The organism is Lacinutrix mariniflava (genome assembly GCF_001418015.1).
GTDB classification, from domain to species: domain Bacteria; phylum Bacteroidota; class Bacteroidia; order Flavobacteriales; family Flavobacteriaceae; genus Lacinutrix; species Lacinutrix mariniflava.
This window is the reverse complement of record NZ_LIQG01000028.1, coordinates 1-23744: the sequence shown is the minus strand read 5'-3', so window position 1 is coordinate 23744 and position 23744 is coordinate 1. Positions and strand designations below refer to the sequence as shown.

The 23744-nt window shown below is 32.0% G+C and carries 23 protein-coding genes, 1 tRNA gene and 1 pseudogene; 12 read left to right on the top strand and 13 right to left on the bottom strand.

Features of this window, described 5'->3' with window-relative positions; genetic code table 11:
- Positions 1-3 precede the first annotated feature (3 nt).
- The 6 genes from ASC44_RS14150 (at position 4) to ASC44_RS14130 (ending at position 4554) form a co-directional block, all read left to right on the top strand.
- The gene (locus ASC44_RS14150; protein ID WP_055448276.1) at positions 4-1236 is read left to right on the top strand and encodes a M48 family metallopeptidase; all 1233 of its coding nucleotides are present in this window, start codon (positions 4-6) and stop codon (positions 1234-1236) included.
- 112 nt (positions 1237-1348) lie between these two features.
- A complete protein-coding gene (locus ASC44_RS14145; RefSeq protein ID WP_055448275.1) occupies positions 1349-2023 on the top strand; it encodes a hypothetical protein in 675 nt (224 codons plus the stop codon).
- Between the two features lie 267 nt (positions 2024-2290).
- The gene (locus ASC44_RS14140) at positions 2291-2668 is read left to right on the top strand and encodes a hypothetical protein (RefSeq protein ID WP_055448274.1); all 378 of its coding nucleotides are present in this window, start codon (positions 2291-2293) and stop codon (positions 2666-2668) included.
- Positions 2669-2858: 190 nt separating this feature from the next.
- A complete protein-coding gene (locus ASC44_RS18385; protein ID WP_241491437.1) occupies positions 2859-3050 on the top strand; it encodes a hypothetical protein in 192 nt (63 codons plus the stop codon).
- Between the two features lie 60 nt (positions 3051-3110).
- The gene (locus ASC44_RS14135; protein ID WP_055448273.1) at positions 3111-3533 is read left to right on the top strand and encodes a DsrE family protein; all 423 of its coding nucleotides are present in this window, start codon (positions 3111-3113) and stop codon (positions 3531-3533) included.
- A gap of 4 nt (positions 3534-3537) precedes the next feature.
- On the top strand, positions 3538-4554 hold the full coding sequence (locus ASC44_RS14130) for a TQO small subunit DoxD (RefSeq protein ID WP_055448272.1): 1017 nt from the start codon (positions 3538-3540) through the stop codon (positions 4552-4554).
- 166 nt (positions 4555-4720) lie between these two features.
- Here ASC44_RS14130 and ASC44_RS14125 read toward each other — a convergent pair whose 3' ends face one another.
- Positions 4721-5386, bottom strand: a complete 666-nt coding sequence (locus ASC44_RS14125) for a M15 family metallopeptidase (protein ID WP_055448271.1) — start codon at positions 5384-5386, stop codon at positions 4721-4723.
- A 44-nt stretch (positions 5387-5430) separates the two neighbouring features.
- On the opposite strand from ASC44_RS14125, the gene ASC44_RS14120 reads away from it, so the two are divergent.
- The 5 genes from ASC44_RS14120 (at position 5431) to ASC44_RS14100 (ending at position 11361) form a co-directional block, all read left to right on the top strand.
- Entirely contained in the window at positions 5431-5793 is a 363-nt protein-coding gene (locus ASC44_RS14120) for a DoxX family protein (RefSeq protein WP_055448270.1), read from the top strand.
- A 4-nt stretch (positions 5794-5797) separates the two neighbouring features.
- Positions 5798-6391: an alpha-ketoglutarate-dependent dioxygenase AlkB family protein gene (locus ASC44_RS14115; protein WP_055448269.1), complete on the top strand. Its 594-nt coding sequence runs from the start codon at positions 5798-5800 to the stop codon at positions 6389-6391.
- A gap of 383 nt (positions 6392-6774) precedes the next feature.
- Positions 6775-7698: an alpha/beta hydrolase family protein gene (locus ASC44_RS14110; RefSeq protein ID WP_055448268.1), complete on the top strand. Its 924-nt coding sequence runs from the start codon at positions 6775-6777 to the stop codon at positions 7696-7698.
- Between the two features lie 1641 nt (positions 7699-9339).
- Complete coding sequence (locus tag ASC44_RS14105; RefSeq protein WP_055448267.1) at positions 9340-10605, top strand: DUF819 family protein; 1266 nt, start codon at positions 9340-9342, stop codon at positions 10603-10605.
- A gap of 54 nt (positions 10606-10659) precedes the next feature.
- Entirely contained in the window at positions 10660-11361 is a 702-nt protein-coding gene (locus ASC44_RS14100) for a DUF4369 domain-containing protein (protein WP_055448266.1), read from the top strand.
- A gap of 637 nt (positions 11362-11998) precedes the next feature.
- Here ASC44_RS14100 and ASC44_RS14095 read toward each other — a convergent pair.
- The 10 genes from ASC44_RS14095 to ASC44_RS14050 all read right to left on the bottom strand — a co-directional run bounded on the left by ASC44_RS14095 (position 11999) and on the right by ASC44_RS14050 (position 19835).
- Positions 11999-12952 carry an ISAon1 family transposase gene (locus tag ASC44_RS14095; RefSeq protein WP_055448265.1) on the bottom strand — a complete coding sequence of 318 codons (954 nt, stop codon included), beginning with the start codon at positions 12950-12952 and terminating at the stop codon, positions 11999-12001.
- A gap of 25 nt (positions 12953-12977) precedes the next feature.
- Complete coding sequence (locus ASC44_RS14090; RefSeq protein WP_055448112.1) at positions 12978-13331, bottom strand: ISAon1 family transposase N-terminal region protein; 354 nt, start codon at positions 13329-13331, stop codon at positions 12978-12980.
- A gap of 171 nt (positions 13332-13502) precedes the next feature.
- Positions 13503-13576, bottom strand: a tRNA-Thr gene (locus ASC44_RS14085).
- 57 nt (positions 13577-13633) lie between these two features.
- Positions 13634-13900 (bottom strand): hypothetical protein, encoded by a 267-nt coding sequence (locus ASC44_RS14080; RefSeq protein WP_055448264.1) that lies wholly within the window; start codon positions 13898-13900, stop codon positions 13634-13636.
- 86 nt (positions 13901-13986) lie between these two features.
- On the bottom strand, positions 13987-14964 hold the full coding sequence (locus ASC44_RS14075) for a type I phosphomannose isomerase catalytic subunit (RefSeq protein WP_055448263.1): 978 nt from the start codon (positions 14962-14964) through the stop codon (positions 13987-13989).
- A 2-nt stretch (positions 14965-14966) separates the two neighbouring features.
- Positions 14967-15374 carry a 6-pyruvoyl trahydropterin synthase family protein gene (locus tag ASC44_RS14070; RefSeq protein ID WP_055448262.1) on the bottom strand — a complete coding sequence of 136 codons (408 nt, stop codon included), beginning with the start codon at positions 15372-15374 and terminating at the stop codon, positions 14967-14969.
- Positions 15358-15894 carry an isopentenyl-diphosphate Delta-isomerase gene (gene idi, locus ASC44_RS14065; RefSeq protein WP_055448261.1) on the bottom strand — a complete coding sequence of 179 codons (537 nt, stop codon included), beginning with the start codon at positions 15892-15894 and terminating at the stop codon, positions 15358-15360. Before idi ends, ASC44_RS14070 begins: the two co-directional genes overlap by 17 nt.
- A gap of 156 nt (positions 15895-16050) precedes the next feature.
- Positions 16051-17973, bottom strand: coding sequence for an OmpA family protein (locus ASC44_RS14060; protein WP_055448260.1), 1923 nt, complete (start codon positions 17971-17973; stop codon positions 16051-16053).
- Between the two features lie 17 nt (positions 17974-17990).
- Positions 17991-18923 carry a PorP/SprF family type IX secretion system membrane protein gene (locus ASC44_RS14055; RefSeq protein ID WP_055448259.1) on the bottom strand — a complete coding sequence of 311 codons (933 nt, stop codon included), beginning with the start codon at positions 18921-18923 and terminating at the stop codon, positions 17991-17993.
- A 60-nt stretch (positions 18924-18983) separates the two neighbouring features.
- Positions 18984-19835 (bottom strand): gliding motility-associated C-terminal domain-containing protein, encoded by an 852-nt coding sequence (locus ASC44_RS14050; RefSeq protein ID WP_083476315.1) that lies wholly within the window; start codon positions 19833-19835, stop codon positions 18984-18986.
- Positions 19836-19953: 118 nt separating this feature from the next.
- Here ASC44_RS14050 and ASC44_RS18120 point away from each other — a divergent pair, with 118 nt between their 5' ends.
- A complete protein-coding gene (locus tag ASC44_RS18120) occupies positions 19954-20256 on the top strand; it encodes a hypothetical protein (RefSeq protein WP_055448257.1) in 303 nt (100 codons plus the stop codon).
- Here the strand turns inward: ASC44_RS18120 and ASC44_RS18515 are convergent.
- Both ASC44_RS18515 and ASC44_RS18510 read right to left on the bottom strand, forming a co-directional pair.
- Positions 20196-21896: pseudogene (locus ASC44_RS18515) on the bottom strand (beta strand repeat-containing protein); the annotation flags it as partial. The gene ASC44_RS18120 and the pseudogene ASC44_RS18515 overlap by 61 nt on opposite strands.
- A gap of 5 nt (positions 21897-21901) precedes the next feature.
- The gene (locus ASC44_RS18510; protein ID WP_420835945.1) at positions 21902-23536 is read right to left on the bottom strand and encodes a beta strand repeat-containing protein; all 1635 of its coding nucleotides are present in this window, start codon (positions 23534-23536) and stop codon (positions 21902-21904) included.
- Positions 23537-23744: the final 208 nt, after the last annotated feature.

The window sequence follows — 23744 nt, the reverse complement described above, 5'->3', positions numbered from 1 at the left end:
TAAATGACCTCAACTACTTTATTCTATATACTTATTGCCATTTTACTTATCAGTTTTTGTGTCGACCAGCTATTAGATTCACTAAATGCAAAACATTATAACGATACTATACCCGAAGTTTTAAACGATGTTTACGATAAAAATGAATATCAGAAATCTCAGGATTATAAGAAAACTAATTATAAGTTTTCCTTATTAACCTCTGCTTTTTCTTTGGCATCAACCTTGGCTTTTTTCTTTTTAGATGGTTTTGCTTTTATAGACGAATTAGCAAGAAGTCTTAGTACTAACGAAATAGTAATTACACTTATATTCTTTGGTATTATTATGCTAGGTAGCGATATATTAACGACACCTTTTAGCTATTACAAAACCTTTGTAATAGAAGAAAAGTTTGGTTTTAACAAGACCACAAAAAAACTTTTTATAGCAGATAAATTAAAAGGTTGGTTAATGATGGTTGTTGTTGGCGGTGCAATATTGGCTTTACTAACATGGTTTTATCAAACTACAGGAAACACATTCTGGATGTATGCTTGGGCATTAATTACGGTATTCACCTTATTTATGAATCTCTTTTACTCAAGACTAATTGTACCTTTATTTAACAAGCAAACACCATTAGAATCTGGAAGTTTACGAGATGCTATTTCTAACTATGCACAAACCGTAGGTTTTAATTTAGACAAAATTTTTGTTATCGATGGCTCTAAACGTAGTACTAAAGCAAATGCTTATTTTTCTGGATTTGGAAGCGAAAAACGCGTAACACTTTACGATACTTTAATTAACGATCTTGAAGAAGAAGAAATAGTTGCCGTGCTAGCTCACGAAGTTGGCCATTATAAAAAGAAACACATTATTTTTAATCTTGTAGCCTCTTTACTATTAACTGGTTTTACTTTATACATTTTATCTCTTTTAATTTCTAATCCATTATTATCTGAAGCTTTAGGAGTCTCGAAACCTAGTTTTCATATTGGCTTAATTGCTTTTGGTATTTTATATTCTCCAATCTCTACAATTACAGGTTTAATTATGAATTGGTTTTCCCGTAAATTTGAATACCAGGCCGATGATTATGCAAAAAACACATTCAAAGCCGAACCTTTAATTACGTCGCTTAAAAAATTATCTAAAAATAGTTTGAGTAATTTAACACCGCATCCTGCTTATGTTTTTATGCATTATTCTCATCCTACGTTGTTAGAGCGTTTTAGTAATTTGAAGAAGTGATATTAACTTGATTTTGTAAAAAATAGTCGAACTTCGTTTACGTAACATGTAAAATATTGAATTGATTTTTTATCAACAAGTCATTTACAATAATTAACCCAAACACAATATAATGATTGATTTTTTAAAGTACTTTTCTCCTTTAGCTATACTAGTTTTTATTTGGGGTATTTATCAATATTTTGATAAAAAAAAGATTGAAAAAACTGAATCTCGTAGAACAGAACGCATAAAATATTTTGACAAACTTCAATCTAAATTAAATGAATTAAGGTATGTCTTGATCGAACCTCATTCAGAGATAACTAAATCCACAAGAATATTAAATACTAAACTGATAGGTTATGAATTAGAGACAAATACAAAAATAAAAGCTTTAGAAGAAATTAGTAAAAAACTTGAAAACTTAAAAGATTCAAGTGTAGAAAAAAAAGCACTTATAAAGAAGCAGAATGAGATTGTTAACTATTTAAGTAAAAAACACATAGAATCAACGAAATTTCTCGACGATGAAATTCAATCTCTTAGAAATAATATCAAACCATTATCAAGTAAAATAGAAACGAAGACCGCTGAACTTAATGAAATACCGATATTGGGTATGTCATCTATAACTTCAGAAATTTTGACACTGACTTTAAAGTTGAAAGAAATTGTTAATATTATTAAAACTAACGACACTCACACAAGTGAAGGCGCATTAAGTGAGGAATTTACTGATTCAATATTACAAGCTACAGAAACAATCCATAAAATAGAGTCTACCATAAATAAAGAAATTAAATAACTACTGCCATACCGTACATCAAAAATTGCTGGTGTTAGTCTAAACCAAAGGCCGCTGTGATTTTGCTACATCTGATTTTCCTAAGGAAATTCCTCGCTGACAAAACCGCAACTTTTCATACACAACCACTCAAACAAACCTTTTCAAAATATTACTTTCTGAAAACATCTATTTATTAAGAATAAACACAAGTATTCACTACAACTAAAGATTTCATTAAGAAAACAATAACATATTCTCGTGAAAATTGTATCTATATTTGTAAAGATGAAAGCAAATTTTAAAACAAATAGAATAAACTCAATCTTGTCCATTTTCGGACTTGTATTGTTGCTATTGCTTTCGCCTTGTAAGGTTAGAAATTTTATTCAAGCTGAATTAGAGATTCCTCAAACTACTGTTTTAAACAAGAGTCAAACTACAATTTCTCAAACAAATTGTCAGACTTTAGAGGTTTCAGAAAACATTCAATCTGTTTCAAAGCCAAGTTTTAATCAACCTGTCTTTCTAATTCCGGAAGTTTTTTCTATTCATTTTACAACCTATTTACTTAAGCATTCTTTTAACCTCAATGCGTCAAGAAATCACGAGGTTGCTAATGTTCCTCTGTATATTTTATACCGTAACCTCAAGGTCTACTCGTAATTGATTTTTTAAACAAGAAAGTTTAAAGCAGTTACTATTTCTGCTATATATCAATTACAAATATTAAAAAATGAAATTTCACTAAAAACGCTTGAGGTTAGCTACAAGTCTGTAGTTATACTTCGCATTATGCTTAGCCTAATTGTTATAATAGCGAGCACAAATCATTTATTAAATACTAAAAAAAGCCATGAGTAGAATAGAAAACTCATCAATGGGCTTTATAGTGAATATTCTTGGAACACCAGAAATAGCCGTAATTCTATCTGGAATTGTAATGCTAGTTGCGGGCATTCTATTACTTATTTACTTTAAAAACAAGAGTAGCTTCACTAGTATTAATAGTCATTTTAATTCCTATTACATTAACTATACAGGTTGAAAAAGTAATAACGCTAGCGCTACTTTTTTTTAGTATTAATTCAAACTTAAAATAAAAACAATGAAAAATTCAATCTTATTTATAACAACATTATTCATTTTACTATTTGGGACTTCCCAATTACAAGCTCAAGACATTAACCTTAAAAGCAATAATTATTTAGTGCTTTCAAAAAACATAAAACAACTTAAACCTGTTTTACTAACTGCTAATGAATTGGCAAAAGAGGATGGTAAAAATTATGGAGCGTTTTATGTCATTATCTGTGGTAAAACAGTTAATGATATTGCAAATAATTCCGATTTTAATACGCTTTTAGAAAAGGCTAAATCTCAAAATGTAAAAGTCTTTGTTTGTGGCATATCACTTAACAAATTTAATATAGACCATAACACAATGCCGAAAAATTTAGAAGTAACTCCTAATGGTATATTACACGGTTTCCAATTAACAAAACAAGGCTTTATTGCTTTAACTATTTAAAAAAATGAAGAATATTAGTATAAAAAACGATGCTGGACTATTGGCTTTAGCATTAAGATTAGTGGTAGGTTGGACTTATTTTTCAGCCTTTTGGAGAAGAACTACGTTAGCTAACAAACTTGATCCTGAAGTTGCCGGTTATATTGGCGAAAAATTTAATGCTTTTTTACCTAATGCCTTAGGTATAAAACCAATCATTCAATATCTAGTAGAAAATCCAGATGCACTTTGGATAAATATGGTAATTTTTACTATTGTAGAAGGAATTGTAGGTTTGTTTATTATGTTTGGTTTGTTTACCAGAATAATGAGTATAGGTGTTTTTGGTCTGGCTATGGGAATCCTTTTAGGTTCCGGTTGGATTGGTACAACTTGTCTAGACGAATGGCAAATAGGCGTGCTAGGAATTGCAACAGGTTTTGTATTATTCTTAACTGGTAGCGGAAAATACTCGTTGGATAATTACTTGATAAAAAACAATTTTGCAATTACAAAAAAGAAATGGTTTGCTTGGTTGGCTTCTGGTATTTTACCAATAAAGGAAAGTGTTTTTCCAAAAGTTGTTTTAACAGGTTCTTTATTTATTTTAGGAATAACGTTAATGACAAACCAAGTCTTTCATGGTGGTCTTTGGGGAACACTTCATAATAAATCTATAAGGCCAAAACTAGAAATTAGCGAAGGACAAATAACCAATAACACAGTAAGTTTTAATGTTTTTAGAACCGAAGGTGTTGATGTTTATGGCTCTTGGGTTATTGCTATTGAATTATTAGATAATAACAACAATACCATTTTAGAATATACTCAAGACGATTTGGCTATCTTGAATAAAGAAGATATCTCAAATTACTATGTTGCCAAAATAAAACCAGGCAAACACAGTTTAATTATTCCTTTAGGAGCTAAAGCTAAATTGAGTTTCAAAAATGAAGTTTTATCCACTTTACCTATAGGTGCTTATAATCTAAAAATAACAGATATAAGTGGTGCTTATTGGGAACACAAAATTAAAAAATAGTAAAGATTAATTATTTAAAGAGTAATAGCGGTACGAGTTTTAACTCTAACCGCTATTGTTTTTATAAAAATTATTTGACTATTAAATAGAGGTATAAACCAAAACTACTATTCTAAAAAAATAGTTAAACTTCGTTTACTTATCATATTAAACAAAACGACCTAAATTACTCCACCAAAAAGTCAAAATACTGATTACGATAGGGCTCTCCACGTAAAGTAAAATGCCACCATTCCTTTGGGTAGTTTCTAAAACCATTACTAAGCATTACCGTTTGTAATAATTTACGGTTTTTAGCTTGATCTACTGTTAAATTAGTATTTGCAACCCAAGATTCACTACCAAAAAAATCGAAAGGCGATCCCATATCAAGAGCTTCACCTGTTTTTAAATGTGCCAAAGTAATATCTAATGTACTACCACTACTGTGTCTAGATTTTGAAGCTATGTATCCCGATTTAAACAAATTCTTTTTTCGTACTCTTGGATAAAACTCTTGCTTCATTAAAGTATCGTTAACCACTTTTGCCCAACGCACAAAATGGTTTACAGCACGTTGTGGTCTATAAGAATCGTAAATTTTAATAGATAAATTTTGTTTAGCTAACTCAGCTTGTACCTTTTTTAAAGCAACCGCTGTTTGCTTAGTCATAATAGACACATTAGCATTATAACCGTCTATAATGTCACCAACAAAATTATTGTCTCCACAATATTGTAACTCCACTTGTATGGTTGGAATTTCTATTTTAGCATACACAAAACCTTTAGGTAATTGTGCATAGCCTATAAGAGAATATAATGTTAGTAAAAAGCTAAAGACACATTTCATAGTACAGAATTTATACGCTAATTTAGAGAAATAATAATTTATCTATGGTATTTCCTTGGCATCTTTATGCAATGGCTTTTATGTATATTTTTGCCGGCCTCATGCATTTTATAAAACCTAAAGCATATTTACGTATTATGCCTCGCTATTTGCCACAACATAAATTACTTATAGCACTTAGCGGAGTATCAGAAATTGTATTAGGCATTGGCTTATGCATTCCAATACTTAAAAACACATCCATATATGGCATTATAGTAATGTTATCCCTATTTCTATTAGTTCACTTTTATATGCTAAGTGGAGAAAAAGCTGCTGTTGGAATTCCTAAATGGATTTTATTATTACGTATTCCATTGCAATTAGGATTAGTATATTGGGCCTATTGGTACCTTCAAATAAATTAAAATTATGTTTTCTTCTGAAGAAATAAAACTTAATCTACCAGACTCAGACATTAGTTATTTTCCAAATTTCTTATCTGATGTAGATGCGCTTGCGTTTTACAATTCAATTCTAAATGACACCAATTGGAAACAAGACAATATTACAGTCTATGGAAAAACTTACGAGCAACCACGGTTAACATGCCTTTTTGGGAATAACAATAAACCGTACAGTTATTCAAATATTACAATATATCCAGAATTTTTTACTGATATTTTATTAAAAATTAAATCTAAAATTGAAACAAAAACAGACACAAAATTTACAACTTGTTTAGCTAATTTATACCGAGATGGCAATGATAGTAATGGTTGGCATGCAGATAACGAAAAAGAGTTAGGTGAAAATCCTGTTATAGCCTCTATAACTCTGGGAGCAGCACGTTATTTTAATTTAAAGCATAAAAATGACAAGACTTTAAAGCAAAAACTTTTACTTGAAAATGGCAGTCTATTATTAATGCAAGGTGAAACACAACACCATTGGCTACACCAAATAGCAAAGACAAAAAAAGAGGTAAAACCTAGAATTAACCTAACCTTTAGAGTTATTCGCTAAATTTAGGGCACAAAAAAACCAAAGTCCCTCAACTTTGGTTTTCTGTATTTGCGTTTTATTCTTTGGTTAGATTTAGGGTTACTATATCAATTTAAAGTGATATGCAAATATTAATTAATTAATCCATTGACTAAAAATTATGTCTCTTAGTACAACACAAATGTAGGGTAGTTATTTCTTTTCGGACGTTTAAAGGCGTCATATTTCGACGAAATACATTAAATTTTAACATTTAACGATGAAATAAAACATAAAATCGATGAAACGCATCTTTTGCTGACACTAAAAAATCAATTTTTGTTCAAAATTAAACAGTAAATTTGCTTTGTAAATATTATAAATGGCATTCGTTTTGTAATACCATAGATTTAAATAATTATATCATGAAAATAAAAGTTCTTATTGTTTTATTATTTGTCGGGAGTTTTGGTTATGCTCAAGAAAAAAACTACACAATGCAAGACATTGCGGTAAATAAATTAATTGATGGTACTCTATTACTTCCCACTACAATAGAAAAACCTAATTTAGTTATTATTATTGCTGGTTCTGGACCTACTGATCGCGATGGGAATCAAAATTTTTTAAAAGGAAATTCGCTTAAAAAATTAGCAATAGGACTGTCTAACCAAAACATAGCAACCTTTCGTTTCGATAAACGTATAGTAAAGCAAATAAGAAAAGGAAACGTAGATAAAGACATGATGTTTGATGATTTTGTAGTAGATGCAAAATCTGTGCTCACTTATTTTAAAAACACTAAAAGTTATAACAAAATATACATTGCAGGACACAGTCAAGGTAGTTTGGTTGGCATGTTAGCAGCACAAAATAACGCCGATGGTTTTATATCTCTTGCTGGAGCAGGACAATCTATAGATATGGTTATTACTGAACAAGTGGAAAAAACAGCACCAATGTTTCTAGAAGATACTAAACGTGTATTTAATGTTTTAAAAGAAGGAAAAACAACAGCAGACTTTCCTCCTGCTCTAGCCTCTATATTTAATCTAGATGTACAACCTTTTATTGCTAATTGGATGTCTTACAATCCTCAAGATGAAATTAAAAAATTAAATATGCCAATACTTATTATTAATGGCACAAAAGATTTACAAGTCTCTGAGGCTGAAGCGAGACTTTTAAATGAAGCAGCGCCGAAAGCTGAATTAAAAATTATAGATAAAATGAATCATATTCTAGTTCCTATAGAAGGTGATGATTTGGAAAATTCTAAATCTTATAATGAAACATCCAGAAAACTAGCTCCAGAGCTACTTGAAGTAATTATTGAATTTATAAAATAGCTATTGAATGTTTACGGAATAGAAAAGACTCACAAATTAGTGAGTCTTTTTTTTTAGTATAAGTTATACAAATAGAAAAAGCGTCTTATAAAAGACGCTTTTTCATACTAACCAACCAAAAATATGGTAATTACTACTCTTAATTTAAAGTAACCACACTCTAAAATAGTCGCTGTAGTAATTACTATTTATATTTCAATTAACGTGCCAATCTTATTATGTAGTATTTATGGCATCTTATTTTATGAAACATTTCACATTTACCCTACTTAATTATAAATACTCTTTCTCTGCTTAACTTATTTGCAACAAAACATGTCTCATTAAACTGACACTTTGTTAAATAGAAAAAGCGTCTTATAAAAGACGCTTTTTCATACTAACCAACCAAAAATATGGTAATTACCACTCTTAATTTAAAGTAACCACACTCTAAAATAGTCGCTGTAGTAATTACTATTTGTATTTCAATTAGCGTGCCAATATTCTTTTGTAGTATTTATGATATCTTATTTTATGAAACATTTCACATTTACCTTACTTAATTATAAATGCTCTTTCTCTGCTTAGTTTATTTACTGCAAAACATGTCTCACTAAACTGACACTTTGTTAAATAGAAAAAGCGTCTTATAAAAGACGCTTTTTCATACTAACCAACCAAAAATATGGTAATTACCACTCTTAATTTAAAGTAACCACACTCTAAAATAGTCGCTGTAGTAATTACTATTTACATTTCAATTAACGTGCCAATCGTGTTACGTAGTATTTATGGTATCTTATTTTATGAAACATTTCACATTTACCTTACTTAATTATAAATACTCTTTCTCTACTTAACTTATTTTCCGCAAAATATGTCTCATTAAACTGACACTTTGTTAAATAGAAAAAGCGTCTTATAAAAGACGCTTTTTCATACTAACCAACCAAAAATATGGTAATTACCACTCTTAATTTAAAGTAACCACACTCTAAAATAGTCGCTGTAGTAATTACTATTTATATCTCAATTAACGTGCCAATCTTATTATGTAGCATTTATGGTATCTTATTTTATGAAACATTTCACATTTACCTGACTTAATTATAAATGCTCTTTCTCTGCTTAACTTATTTTCCGCAAAATATGTCTCATTAAACTGACACTTTGTTAAATAGAAAAAGCGTCTTATAAAAGACGCTTTTTCATACTAACCAACCAAAAATATGGTAATTACCACTCTTAATTTAAAGTAACCACACTCTAAAATAGTCGCTGTAGTAATTACTATTTACATTTCAATTAACGTGCCAATCTTATTATGTAGTATTTATGGTATCTTATTTTATGAAACATTTCACATTTACCTGACTTAATTATAAATGCTCTTTTTCTGCTTAGCTTATTTGCTGCACAATATGTCTCATTAAACTGACACTTTGTTAAATAGAAAAAGCGTCTTATAAAAGACGCTTTTTCATACTAACCAACCAAAAATATGATAACTACTTACTCTTAATCTAAAGTAACCACACTTTAAATTAGTCTCTGTAAGCAATCTCTATTTCCGTATTTCAATTTACATGCCAAAGTTTATTTTTTACTTTTTTTATCCTGTTTTTATTTGGTATTTTGCGATAACTAATTAAACTAAATATGGATATTACGTTACCTTTTACAAATGACGCCATTGTTTTTGGCTTATTATTTCTAGCCTTGGGCTTTGTGTTCTATACAGAAAATAAAAAAACTGGATTTTGGAAAACGTTTTACAAGTTTGTACCAGCACTACTTATGTGCTACTTTATTCCTTCATTATTTAGTCTATTTGGTTGGGTAGATCCTGCCACATCTCAAGCATACTTTGTTGCCAGCCGTTATTTTCTTCCAGCTTCATTAGTTTTATTTACATTAAGTATAGATTTAAAAGCTGTTTTTAATTTAGGCCCAAAAGCACTTATAATGTTTTTAACTGGAACCGTAGGTATAATTATTGGTGGACCGTTAGCCATTTTATTAATATCAATTTTCTCTCCAGAAACTGTTGGAGGAGCCGATTTTGATGCCGTTTGGCGAGGCTTATCTACTTTAGCAGGTAGTTGGATTGGTGGTGGTGCAAACCAGGCAGCAATGCTAGAAATATACCAATACAATCCAGAGAAATATGGAGGAATGGTTATAGTAGATATTTTTGTAGCCAATGTTTGGATGGCTATTTTATTATTAGGAATTGGAAAAAGAGAAAAGATAGATAAGTGGTTAAAAGCAGATAATACTGCCATAGATGCGCTTCAAGCAAAAATGGAAAATTTTGCTAATAAAACAGTAAGAAATCCAACTTTAAACGATTATATGGTAATACTTATGATTGCATTTACAGCTGTTGGTGCCGCCCATTTTGGATCTGAACAAATTACTGCCTTTCTTAAGAATAACTTTGAAGCCGTTAGCGATCCTAAAAGTGCATTATCTTCTTTTGGTAGTGGTTTCTTTTGGTTAATCTCAATCTCTACTTTAATTGGTGTTTTACTTTCGTTTACAAAAGCAAAAAAATATGAAGGTGCTGGAGCAAGTAAAATAGGAAGTATTTTTATTTACATTTTAGTGGCTACAATAGGTATGAAAATGGATTTAGGAGGTATTCTAGAAAAACCCGGATTAATAATGATTGGTCTTGTTTGGATGACAATACACGCTGGATTATTAGTATTAGTTGCTAAACTAATTCGAGCTCCTTATTTCTTCTTAGCTGTAGGAAGTCAAGCTAATGTTGGTGGAGCTGCTTCTGCTCCAATAGTTGCTGCTGCCTTTCATCCGTCTTTAGCTACAGTAGGAGCCCTTTTAGCAGTCTTTGGTTATGTAGTGGGAACTTATGGTGCTATACTATGTGCAGAATTAATGAGAATAGCTGCCGTTGGTTAGTATTTAATTATTTTTTATATCATATTTGCCCTCTTAAAAACCAAAAAATCACACATGCAAAAATTATTAATTATATTAAGTTTATGTTTTTTATTTTCTTGCGGAGATAATGCTTCTGATAAGTTAATTGTAAAAGGAAATATTAAAGGTCTAAAAAAAGGTACGGTCTACTTAAAAAAAGCAAGTGACTCTACTTTTATAACTGTAGACTCTATGGTTGTTAATGGTAGTTCTAATTTCCAATTACAAAGTCCAATAGAGAGTCCTGAACTTTTCTATTTGTATCTTGATAAAAATGATACTAAAGAAAATATAATTACATTTTTTGGAGATAAAGGAACTACTGAAATTAATACCTCAAGAAAACGATTTAGTTACGATGCAAAAATTAATGGTTCTAAACAACAAGAGGTTTTTGAAGCCTATTTAGATATGGCATCAAAATTTAATAATAAAAATTTAGAATTAATAAAAGAAAATTTTGATGCTATTAAAGAGAATGACACTGCTCTAATTAATGCAACTGAAAAAAATTACAAAAATCTTGAAAAGCGCAAGTATCTCTACACTGTAAATTTCTCAATTACGAATAGAGATAGTGAGGTTGCTCCATATTTAGCATTAACAGAATTATATAATGCAAATATTAAGTTATTAGATATGGTAAACGATACATTAACGACTAGTGTTAAAGCCTCTAATTACGGAAAAGAGTTACAACGCTTTATTGATAAGATAAAGAAGGGCGAAGAATAGCAGACATATATTCCACTTTAAAAAACATCTAAACAGGTTACAGTAATTCTATTATTACTGTAACCTGTTTTTATTAGAAGTAATATCTAGTAAAAACAATTACTTATGATAACCAATTTATAGCCCTATTTAGATGCTAACTTTTTAATAAAAATACAAAGGTTAATCTAGAAGAAAAAAAAGTCACCATCCTTAAAATTATTTATCACCGAAACAAAAGATAAAGTTACTATTGAAAATGAAGAAATAGGCTTAGCGCAGTCTATCAAAAATATTAAAATATCCCAAGGCTTTAAAAGTGTTATTTAACCGCTAAAGATGACACTATATGCTCTTTATCTTAGTAAATGGACTAGAGCCTTAACTTTAGACATATTTACGTAATAGAAGACTAAGTTAAGACGTTGATTGCATAATGCATAAATTATTAACTTCGTATCCTTTATGGTTTATCTCTGTTCTACCTATCCTCAATAAATTAAATTTAGTTTTATACACATTGATTATTCTTAGCTCATACCTTATTTCTTTTACATGATAGTATATCTGAATAAAAAGAAACGATTTGAGCGCTTAATAAGAGCTTTTACCTAGTATCTAAATTGGGATCAATACCAAAAGTTGTGGGATTTAAAAATTAAGCAAAAATAGTTGTTAGTCTAAATAAGAAGAATTCTACGTTTCTAACACCTCTAAATTGTGCTCTAAAGGCTTTTATTTTAGCATTGAAAGATTCAGCAGAAGCGTTAGTACTTCTGTTATTAAAATAGTTGAGTATATTTTTATAGTGTATTGACATTGTTCTAGCAATGGTATTGAAGCTTTTAAATGCTGCTTGTCTTACTTTTTCATCCCATTTAGCTAAACGTATTAAAGCAGAAGTTTTTCCTTTAGTATTATTAAATATCCAAGATAAGTTTTGACACAGCTTATATGCTTTTTCTAAATCTGGATAATGTTCAAAAAGTATTTTTGCTCTTTTTTGCTGATTTTTAGTCCATTTACTATTTGATTTGTATAGCAAGTAGCGGCTTCTAGCCAATAATTGTTTTAGTGTATCTCCATTACTAAACAGTATTGGAGTATATTTTTCATTATTATTTCTTGCCTTTTCTATAGCACTGTTCTCAGCATCAAGTGCATCCCATCTATGCTTAATTCTAATGTCTTGTAATGCATCTAACGCAAGCTTTTGAACATGAAATCTATCAATAACTAATGTTGCTTCTATAAATGATTTTTTAACTATTAATCCCATGTTTCCAGCCATATCTAAGGTCACTTCTTTTACTTTTCGTCTTTGTTTTAATGGAATTTTACTGAGTATTTCTATAACAGTATCAGCTTTAGTTCCTTTAACAATACACACTATAGCTCCTTTTTTACCTTTTGCTTTTTTATTAGTTAGTATAGTGTATAAATCGCCATTTGAAAAAGCTGTTTCATCTAACGAAAGATAGCTTCCTATATTCTTTGGAAATAGTAGCCATTGCTTTGCATGTACTTTTTGATTCCACTGCTTGAAATCACTTAAATAATCTTTGTATTGCCTTTGTAAATTTCTCGAATTTACACCGTAGAATTTAGCTATAACTGTTGTGTTAGAAGCGTTATTACTAATAGAGTTCTTTTAAAAAAGCAGCAAAATCACTAGTTATTCTAGTTCCTTTTGCTACTAATTGCCAATCTCTTGTAACTACTTTTCCTGTAGCTTTGTTCAGCCATCTACGCCTTGTTATGTGTAGAAATACATTCTTTCCACGTATAGGAAAATCTTGAACAGTGGCTTCGGGAAAGAAGCCTTTAGAATGAAGAGTAATACTTTTAAATTCTTCTGGAGTTTCATTTAATTCGGTAAAGTAAAAATCAATATCTTCACCTTTAGTATAATGTTTAGTCATCTCAAAATACTTTACAAGTACTTCTGGAAGTAATAAATTCGCTATAGCTAAGAATCTTTCTGAGGACATCGAAATTTTTAATCCAAAGTTCACTTATTTTTTGCTATCCCACAACTTTTGGTATTGATCCTATTTTACCTTGTATCTCAATTTAAGGAAGTCTAACATCAATTATGGTCTTCTAAAATACTCTTAAAAAATAAAAAACCTCAATCATAAAAATGATTGAGGTTTACAAAGAGCCGATGGAGGGACTCGAACCCACGACCTGCTGATTACAAATCAGCTGCTCTAGCCAGCTGAGCTACATCGGCCAAACGGTTGCAAATATATATTGGTATTTTGTATCTGCAAAGCTTTTTTTAAACTTTTTACAGTTTATTTATTCTCTCTATTAATTCAAGACCTTTAGTCTCTAATTCTGAACTAATTGACTTAAAGTGTGCTTTTTTATTTTCTACATCTTTAGCATTAACTCTTGCTATTAAATCATCAAAAATCTTGATTGCATCATCAATAACTGCTTCACTTTGCTTTGTGTCCTTGCTAGAGTTACTATATTCCCAAACATAAACTGCTTCAATAATGTCACCTAAGACGTAATTAATGTCTTTTTTTAGGTCTCTTTTATTTGCCATAATTTTAAATTTATTTAAGCGACAAAAGTAAAGAATTAATTTGGAATAACTGATTGAAAAGAATGAACTGTTTTAGATAAAAAAAATTAAATGTAAATTTCTAAGAGTTCTACCGATTCAGCTTTAATTTGAAAAGACTTAATGACAGCAGGTATAAGTAGTGTTTCTCCTTTTTTTAGTGCCTCAGGAATACCATCTACAAGTATTGTAGCTTCTCCTCCAACACACATATAGATAATAAAAGAATCGAAAGTATTTATTTTCTGAAGTGTTTTAGATTTAATAGTTAGATAATTGGTTGTAAAATAAGCACAGTCTACCAGGTTATTTGAAATGTTCTGTTTTTTAGAATAGTCTATCCTGAAATCATCTTTCAAATTAAAATTAATAGCATCGATTGCTAAATCATTATGTAATTCACGAGAATTACCATTGCCATCTACTCTATCCCAATCGTAAACTCTATAGGTAATATCACTGGTTTGTTGTATTTCGGCAATCATTACTCCTGCACCAATAGCATGAATACGTCCAACATCTATAAAATAAGCATCTCCTGCTTTTACCTTATCAAAATTTAATATATTCGGAAGTGTTTTGTTATCTAAATGTTTAAGGTATTTTTCTGAATTAATAACTTGATTAAAACCTATAATTAAATTAGCATCATCTTCCGCTTGCATTACATACCACATTTCCGTTTTACCAAAAGAATTATGTCGTTTTGCCGCTAATTCATTATTAGGATGCAACTGAATCGATAAATCTTTCTTTGCATCTATAAATTTTATTAATAGTGGAAATTTTAATCCGAAGCTCTCATAGTTTTTAATCCCTATTAAATCTGACTTATATTCTTTTAAAAGACTTTGAAGTGATTGGCCTTTTAATTCTCCATTTATTACGATCGAAACATCGCTATCTACGTCGCTTATTTCCCAACTTTCTCCTATATTATTAAGTTCTGTTTCTTTATTTAAAACAGATTTTAATTTATTTCCTCCCCAAATTTTTTCTTTAAATATGGGTTGAAACTTAATTGGATAGTGCTTTTTTAATACCATTCTTAACCTGAATAACTTACGAAGTTCCTAGGTGTTTCGTATAAAATAATTTCTAAATCTAAATGTGGTTCTAGCTTAGCTTTGATTTTTTTATGAATCACCACAACAATATTCTCGGCTGTAGGATTCAAATCTTGAAATTCGGGAACATCTAAGTTTAGATTTTTATGATCGAAGGCATCTTCGACTTCGTTTTTAATAATATCTTTCAAAATTTTCATGTCTATAACAAATCCTGTTTCTTCATCAATTTCTCCAGTCACACTTGCTATCAATTCATAATTATGTCCATGAAAGTTAGGATTATTACACTTTCCAAAAATAGAATCATTTTTTTCATTGCTCCAATCTTTTCGATACAGTCTATGTGCTGCATTAAAATGCGCTCGCCTACTAACTGTTACTTTCATGAGTTATATTTATGTATTTATAGAATTTATCAAAAATAATTTTAAACCAAGCTGTATATAGTTGTGGCTGCTCTTTTATATCTTCTTTTACGCTTTCTAAAGGCATCCATTTCCACGCTTCAACTTCATCTGGATTAATCTTAGGTAGGTCGTTAAAAGAACCAACCATGATATGGTCTAATTCATGTTCGGTTAAACCATTATCGAAAGGCGCTTTATAGATAAAAGACATTTTCTCATCTAATGGTGCAACGAATCCCATTTCTTCTTCTAAACGTCTTGCTCCTGCTTCTAGATTGCTCTCTCCATCTCTTTGATGACTACAACACGTGTTAGTCCATAGACCTGGAGAATGATATTTGCTTAAAGCTCGTTGCTGAAGCATTAATTCATTTTTACTATTAAAAATAAAAACTGAAAAGGCCCGATGTAAAACACCTTTTTCATGTGCTTCCATTTTAGGCATTAAGCCTATTTGCTCGTCTTTTTCGTTTACTAAAATTACTTTTTCTTCAGCCATATTTTTGATAGAGGAGAACAAATTTACAAAATAGACTGTATAACTTAAGGCTTTTTAGTTTATTTTAATATTGACTATACAGCATAAAAAAGTGCCATATCTCTATGGCACTCATTTTAATTGACAATCTTTATAAATTATAGAGATTAAAAAATTCTAATTTTTAGTCACAATAAACATACTACGTCTATTCTGTTGGTGTTCCTCTTCACTACATTTTACGCCATCTGAACAACCATTTACAAGTTGTGTTTCACCATAGCCTCTACCTGTTAGACGACTTGCTGAAATTCCTCCTTTTTTAATTATCCAGTTTTTAGTTGAAACGTTTCTACGTTGAGACAATGCTTCATTGTATGAATAAGTAGCTCGAGAATCTGTATGAGATTGTACATCAATATTAACAGACGGATATTGCTTTAAGTAATTAATAACTTTCTGCAACTCTATTTGTGCGTCTGGTCTTATGTTAGACTTATCAAAGTTAAAATAGATTGGATCTAAATCTAGTAGTACAAATAAATCTTCTCCAATTGATGCGGGTTCTTCAATAGTAGTTTTTGGTGTTAAATTAAGTTTAAGTGCTAAATCTAATTTAATTTCAGGATCAATAGTATAAGTTAACTCCTCTGGTTCGTATCCTTCTTTACTAGCAACAGCTTTAAAAGTTCCTTTTTTACAATCTGTATTATAGCTAAATGCACCATTAACATCTGTAGTAAAACGATATACTTTCTCCTTACTATCATTATAAACAATTACATTAGCTTCTGATATTACAATATTTGTATTCTTATCTACAACTGTACCTGCAACTAATTGATTACAAATTTCACGTTGGAATTTATAAATATCATCATCTCCTTTACCATTATATCTATTAGATGTAAGATATCCTGTGTTCGTGAATTCGTCAATGATAAATTCAAAATCATCACGAGGACTGTTAATTGGTTTACCTAAATTTTCTATCTTTTCTATATTCTCATTAAGATTTGCGTAGAAAATATCTAAACCACCTAGACCTTGATGCCCATTTGAAGAAAAGTATAATGTTCCATTATTACTTACATAAGGAAAATTTTCACGTCCCTCTGTATTTACTACATCTCCAAGATTAGTAGGTTCTCCATAATTTCCATCTTCTAGGATATCTACTACAAAAATATCAGACTGTCCTCTTGTTCCTGGCATATCCGAAGCAAAGTAAAGCTTCTTATTGTCTAGACTTAATGCTGGATGTGCAACGTTATACTCATCATTATTAAAAGGCATTGAAGTTAAGTTATCCCATTCACCATCATCATTTAATGTTGCTTTATATATTTTTAATCCAACAACTTTATCACTACTCTTTCTTTTTTTACCATTGTAATAGTTATTACGAGTAAAGTAAATAGTCTTTCCATCATCTGTGAATGAGGTAGATGATTCATGAAATTTCGTATTTAATTTACTTGAAAACTTTGTAGGTTCCTCTCCTTCTTTTACAAAAAACAAATCAAGAAAAGGCTGCTCGTTCCATTTATACAATCTCCCTTCACCTCTAGACGAAGCAAATACAATTCCGTCTTTATAGAAAGAAGTCCCAAAGTCTGAAAATCTTGAATTAGAATCTAAATTTTCAATTGTAAAATTCCCTGATAGTCTATCGATTGTTGTCAAATAATCTGGTGACTCTAAATATTTTATTGATCTTGAATCGTTAGGTTTAAGAACTGCAAATTTCTTTAAATACTTATTAGCAACTTCATATTTACCTGTAGCTTTAAGAGCCATTGCATATCTGTAATAATACTCAAAATCTAATGGTGCATCTTGGGCTATAAGCTCTCCGTACCATTTAGCAGCTTCCTCCATTTCAACATTAAAATAGTAAGCATTTGCAAGCTTTGTTAAAACCTCTGGACTATTATTCCCTGATTTAACTAACTTATTGAGATCTCTAATAACCTCTTTGTATTTTAACGTCTTATACTCTTTATCTACACCAGTATTTACCTTACCGTCTTCTTGTGAAAAAGCAGTATTAAAGGTAATAGCCAAAATGGAAAGTATTATATATATTTTGTTTTTCATAATTACTATTTTCTATATTAGAAGAATCTTGGTGATAATATTTTTTGCTCGTTGAAAATCTCAAATCTCATAAATACTTCATATGAACCTTGCTCATATTGTGTCTTTCCTAAATCTGTTGTTTCTCTGTCGTATGCAAGACCTAACATAAGCCTATCTGATAATTGGTAACCAACTAAAGCACTTACTGCTGCACTCCATCTATAAGCTAAACCTAATGTCAATTTATCTCTTAAAAGAGCATTAACAGTTAAATCTGCTTGTAATGGCGCTCCTGCGACTCCTTTAACTAAAACAGCTGGTTTTAGTTTTAAATCTTCATTAATGTCAAACACATATCCACCAATAAGATAAAGATTAACTTTCTCTTTTGCTACTGATAAAGAAGATTCATCAAAATGTTTAGTTTCTAATAGATTTGGTGCAGATAGCCCAACATACCATCTATCTCCTTTTGTATAATAAAGACCTGCTCCTATGTTTGGAGAAAATTTATTTTCGATATCAGATTGTAATAATTGATCTCCTCCGTTAAACTGACTTAATTCAGAATAAGCAACATCCAATAAGTGACCTCCCGCCTTTAAACCGAAAGCTAACTTTCCTTCTTCCGACGTATTAATCGAATATGAGAAATCTATATCAAAATAAGTTTCGTGAGTTGGACCTATGTTATCATTAATAATAGATAAACCTAAACCAACTTTTTCATTGTCACCAATTGGAGAATGAATATTAAAGGTTTGTGTATCTGGAGCACCATCTAATCCTACCCATTGTGTTCTATACAGTCCTGTCATGCTAATACCTTGTCTAGATCCTGCATAAGCCGGATTTACACTCATTGTATTATACATATACTGTGTGTATTGAGCGTCCTGTTGCGCAGTACTTTCTACGGCAAAGATAGAACTGATAAGGATTACTAAAATTAATATTCTATTTTTCATTATAAAAGGTATAATTTAATTTTGAAGGCAGAACTGCTCTGCCTTCATTATTGATTTTGATTAACGTTGAATGTATAAGTAACCAGCTTTAGATTTGGTTTCATTTCCTTTTTTGTATTTAACAATATAGTAATATGTTCCAACTGGTAATTGTTCGTCCTGCTTAATAGTTACTCTACCATTAGATTCACCTTTAAAGTACTTACCATTTTGTCCGTAACCTTCAGTTTCATAAACAATAACTCCCCATCTGTTATAAATCTCTACAGTATTCTCTGGGAATAACTCAATATTTTTAATAACAAATACATCATTATCATTATCTCCGTTTGGTGTTACCGCTTGGAAAACTTCTAAATCATCACCAGGAAGTATTCCATTATCAACCTCTAAGTAATCAGGAAGACCATCTCCATCACTGTCAAAAGCATCATCTCCAAATCCAACACCATCTCCATTTGGATCTGCGTTTTCATGAATAGTTAATATACCATCATTATCATCATCGTCATCTAAGTAATCTGGTGTTCCATCTCCATCAGTATCATTATCCGTTGGATCATCATTTCCAGTAGGATCAACTTCTCCGTCAGAAACATCAACATCTGCATAATCTTCATTAATAGTATCAACACCATCATTATCATCGTCACTATCTAACCAGTTTGGAACTCCGTCTCCATCTGTATCTCCTAAAGGAAATTCAATACCATTTGGCACATTATCGTTATCACAATCTCCCATGAACCAAGCTGCAGATTGCGCTGTATCTAATGGTAACATAAAATCACAAGGGCTTAATGGATCTGTACCTACAGAAACTTCAGTTCCATTTGTTACTCCATCACCATCACAATCTGCTGCCAACCAATCCATAGATGGTGTTACTGAAAAGTCATCAGAAATAAACATACATTGATCATTAGGATCTGTTGCCTCTTCACCATCTGGAGGTGTTAACTCATCTCCATTTGTTACACCATCTCCATCACAATCTGATTCTAACCAACTAGTGTTAGGTGTTACTGTGATGTCATCAGTATTAAAATCACATGGCTCAGTAGGATCCGTTGGATCTTCACCATCTGGAGGTGTTAACTCATCTCCGTTTGATACACCATCACCATCACAATCTGCTGTTAAATCAGATAAACAATCTGTAATTGTTATAGTACCACTTGGATCTGTGTTTGTTGTATTACCACTTGTTACTGTGCCATCAACTGTAAATACTTCGTCTCCTTCAGCTTCAGTATCAATTGATATTGGTATAACAACATCAACACTCGTTTCTCCTGCCGGGATTATTACTGTTATTATTGTTTCAGTGTAATCTGATGTTCCTGCTGTTCCTGTTGTTGTTACAATATCTATTACTGTATCTACTGAACTTGGTGTATCGATTGTTACTGGAACTGTTACTGTTCCGTCTCCTTCGTCTACTGTTACATCTGCGATGGTTACTGTTACTGGATCGTTATCAGTGATTGTTACTGTTCCATCTACTGGATCAGTTGCATTACCACTTGTTACCGTTCCTTCAACTGTAAACGTTTCTGTTGGTTCTCCTATCGTGTCATCTGTAATTGGAATAATTACATCTACACTAGTCTGTCCTGCTGGAATTGTTACTGTAGTCGTTGTTGTTGTGTAATCTGATGTTCCTGCTGTTCCAGTTGTTGTTACGATATCTACTATAATATCTTCTGTACTTGGTGTATCGATTGTTACTGGAACTGTTACTGTTCCGGCCCCTTCATCTACTGTTACATCTGCGATTGTTACCGTTGGTACATCATTATCTGTAATTGTTACTGTTCCATCTACTGGATCAGTTGCATTTCCACTCGTTACCGTTCCTTCTACTGTAAACTCTTCATTCCCTTCAACTTCTGTATCTTCTAAGATTGGGATGATAACATCTACTGATGTTGATCCTGCTGGAATTGTTACTGTAATCGTTGTTGTTGTGTAATCTGATGTTCCTGCTGTTCCAGTTGTTGTTACAATATCTATTACTGTATCTTCTGTACTTGGCGTATCGATTGTTACTGGAACTGTTACTGTTCCGGCTCCTTCGTCTACTGTTACATCTTCGATTGTTACAACTGGTACATCGTTATCTGTAATTGTTACTGTTCCATCTACTGGATCAGTTGCATTTCCACTCGTTACCGTTCCTTCTACTGTAAACTCTTCATTCCCTTCAACCTCTGTATCTTCTAAGATTGGGATGATAACATCTACTGATGTTGATCCTGCTGGAATTGTTACTGTAGTCGTTGTTGTTGTATAATCTGATGTTCCTGCTGTTCCAGTTGTTGTTACGATATCTACTATGATATCTTCTGTACTTGGTGTATCGATTGTTACTGGAACTGTTACTGTTCCGGCTCCTTCGTCTACTGTTACATCGGCGATGGTTGTCGCTACTGGATCGTTATCTGTGATTGTTACTGTTCCATCTGCTGGATCAGTGGCATTTCCACTTGTTACCGTTCCTTCTACTGTAAACGTTTCTGTTGGCTCTCCTATTGTGTCATCTGTAATTGGAATAATTACATCTACACTAGTCTGTCCTGCTGGAATTGTTACTGTAGTCGTTGTTGTTGTGTAATCTGATGTTCCTGCTGTTCCAGTTGTTGTTACGATATCAACTATGATATCTTCTGTACTTGGCGTATCGATTGTTACTGGAACTGTTACTGTTCCGGCTCCTTCATCTACTGTTACATCTGCGATTGTTACAACTGGTACATCGTTATCGGTAATTGTTACTGTTCCATCTACTGGATCAGTTGCATTACCACTTGTTACCGTTCCTTCTACTGTAAACTCTTCATTCCCTTCAACCTCTGTATCTTCTAAGATTGGGATGATAACATCTACACTTGTTGTTCCTGCTGGAATTGTTACTGTAGTCGTTGTTGTTGTGTAATCTGATGTTCCTGCTGTTCCAGTTGTTGTTACGATATCTATTATGTATCTACTGAACTTGGTGTATCGATTGTTACTGGAACTGTTACTGTTCCGGCTCCTTCGTCTACTGTTACATCGGCGATGGTTGTTGCTACTGGATCGTTATCTGTGATTGTTACTGTTCCATCTGCTGGATCAGTGGCATTTCCACTTGTTACCGTTCCTTCTACTGTAAACGTTTCTGTTGGCTCTCCTATTGTGTCATCTGTAATTGGAATAATTACATCTACACTAGTCTGTCCTGCTGGAATTGTTACTGTAGTCGTTGTTGTTGTGTAATCTGATGTTCCTGCTGTTCCAGTTGTTGTTACGATATCAACTATGATATCTTCTGTACTTGGCGTATCGATTGTTACTGGAACTGTTACTGTTCCGGCTCCTTCATCTACTGTTACATCTGCGATTGTTACAACTGGTACATCGTTATCGGTAATTGTTACTGTTCCATCTACTGGATCAGTTGCATTTCCACTTGTTACCGTTCCTTCTACTGTAAACTCTTCATTCCCTTCAACCTCTGTATCTTCTATGATTGGAATAATTACATCTACACTAGTCTGTCCTGCTGGAATTGTTACTGTAGTCGTTGTTGTGGTGTAATCTGATGTTCCTGCTGTTCCAGTTGTTGTTACGATATCAACTATGATATCTTCTGTACTTGGCGTATCGATTGTTACTGGAACTGTTACTGTTCCGGCGCCTTCATCTACTGTTACATCTGCGATTGTTACCGTTGGTACATCGTTATCTGTAATTGTTACTGTTCCATCTACTGGATCAGTTGCATTTCCACTTGTTACCGTTCCTTCTACTGTAAACTCTTCATTCCCTTCAACCTCTGTATCTTCTAAGATTGGAATGATAACATCTACACTTGTTGTTCCTGCTGGAATTGTTACTGTAGTCGTTGTTGTTGTGTAATCTGATGTTCCTGCTGTTCCAGTTGTTGTTACAATATCTATTACTGTATCTACTGAACTTGGTGTATCGATTGTTACTGGAACTGTTACTGTTCCGGCTCCTTCGTCTACTGTTACATCGGCGATGGTTGTCGCTACTGGATCGTTATCTGTGATTGTTACTGTTCCATCTGCTGGATCAGTGGCATTTCCACTTGTTACCGTTCCTTCTACTGTAAACGTTTCTGTTGGCTCTCCTATTGTGTCATCTGTAATTGGAATAATTACATCTACACTAGTCTGTCCTGCTGGAATTGTTACTGTAGTCGTTGTTGTTGTGTAATCTGATGTTCCTGCTGTTCCAGTTGTTGTTACAATATCTATTACTGTATCTACTGAACTTGGTGTATCGATTGTTACTGGAACTGTTACTGTTCCCGCTCCTTCGTCTACTGTTACATCGGCGATGGTTGTCGCTACTGGATCGTTATCTGTGATTGTTACTGTTCCATCTGCTGGATCAGTGGCATTTCCACTTGTTACCGTTCCTTCTACTGTAAACGTTTCTGTTGGCTCTCCTATTGTGTCATCTGTAATTGGAATAATTACATCTACACTAGTCTGTCCTGCTGGAATTGTTACTGTAGTCGTTGTTGTTGTGTAATCTGATGTTCCTGCTGTTCCAGTTGTTGTTACAATATCTATTACTGTATCTACTGAACTTGGTGTATCGATTGTTACTGGAACTGTTACTGTTCCCGCTCCTTCGTCTACTGTTACATCGGCGATGGTTGTCGCTACTGGATCGTTATCTGTGATTGTTACTGTTCCATCTGCTGGATCAGTGGCATTTCCACTTGTTACCGTTCCTTCTACTGTAAACGTTTCTAGTCTACTCTCCTATTGTGTCATCTGTAATTGGAATAATTACATCTACACTAGT

Bases quoted from the DNA above. Each gene is read 5' to 3' on its own strand.
- ASC44_RS14150 (WP_055448276.1), top strand. From the start codon at position 4: ATGACCTCAACTACTTTATTCTATATACTTATTGCCATTTTACTTATC.
- ASC44_RS14145 (WP_055448275.1), top strand. From the start codon at position 1,349: ATGATTGATTTTTTAAAGTACTTTTCTCCTTTAGCTATACTAGTTTTT.
- ASC44_RS14140 (WP_055448274.1), top strand. From the start codon at position 2,291: ATGAAAGCAAATTTTAAAACAAATAGAATAAACTCAATCTTGTCCATT.
- ASC44_RS18385 (WP_241491437.1), top strand. From the start codon at position 2,859: ATGAGTAGAATAGAAAACTCATCAATGGGCTTTATAGTGAATATTCTT.
- ASC44_RS14135 (WP_055448273.1), top strand. From the start codon at position 3,111: ATGAAAAATTCAATCTTATTTATAACAACATTATTCATTTTACTATTT.
- ASC44_RS14130 (WP_055448272.1), top strand. From the start codon at position 3,538: ATGAAGAATATTAGTATAAAAAACGATGCTGGACTATTGGCTTTAGCA.
- ASC44_RS14125 (WP_055448271.1), bottom strand. From the start codon at position 5,386: ATGAAATGTGTCTTTAGCTTTTTACTAACATTATATTCTCTTATAGGC.
- ASC44_RS14120 (WP_055448270.1), top strand. From the start codon at position 5,431: ATGGTATTTCCTTGGCATCTTTATGCAATGGCTTTTATGTATATTTTT.
- ASC44_RS14115 (WP_055448269.1), top strand. From the start codon at position 5,798: ATGTTTTCTTCTGAAGAAATAAAACTTAATCTACCAGACTCAGACATT.
- ASC44_RS14110 (WP_055448268.1), top strand. From the start codon at position 6,775: ATGAAAATAAAAGTTCTTATTGTTTTATTATTTGTCGGGAGTTTTGGT.
- ASC44_RS14105 (WP_055448267.1), top strand. From the start codon at position 9,340: ATGGATATTACGTTACCTTTTACAAATGACGCCATTGTTTTTGGCTTA.
- ASC44_RS14100 (WP_055448266.1), top strand. From the start codon at position 10,660: ATGCAAAAATTATTAATTATATTAAGTTTATGTTTTTTATTTTCTTGC.
- ASC44_RS14090 (WP_055448112.1), bottom strand. From the start codon at position 13,331: ATGTCCTCAGAAAGATTCTTAGCTATAGCGAATTTATTACTTCCAGAA.
- ASC44_RS14080 (WP_055448264.1), bottom strand. From the start codon at position 13,900: ATGGCAAATAAAAGAGACCTAAAAAAAGACATTAATTACGTCTTAGGT.
- ASC44_RS14075 (WP_055448263.1), bottom strand. From the start codon at position 14,964: ATGGTATTAAAAAAGCACTATCCAATTAAGTTTCAACCCATATTTAAA.
- ASC44_RS14070 (WP_055448262.1), bottom strand. From the start codon at position 15,374: ATGAAAGTAACAGTTAGTAGGCGAGCGCATTTTAATGCAGCACATAGA.
- idi (WP_055448261.1), bottom strand. From the start codon at position 15,894: ATGGCTGAAGAAAAAGTAATTTTAGTAAACGAAAAAGACGAGCAAATA.
- ASC44_RS14060 (WP_055448260.1), bottom strand. From the start codon at position 17,973: ATGAAAAACAAAATATATATAATACTTTCCATTTTGGCTATTACCTTT.
- ASC44_RS14055 (WP_055448259.1), bottom strand. From the start codon at position 18,923: ATGAAAAATAGAATATTAATTTTAGTAATCCTTATCAGTTCTATCTTT.
- ASC44_RS14050 (WP_083476315.1), bottom strand. From the start codon at position 19,835: ATGTTTATTTCTGATGACTTTTCAGTAACACCATCTATGGATTGGTTG.
- ASC44_RS18120 (WP_055448257.1), top strand. From the start codon at position 19,954: ATGTCATCAGTATTAAAATCACATGGCTCAGTAGGATCCGTTGGATCT.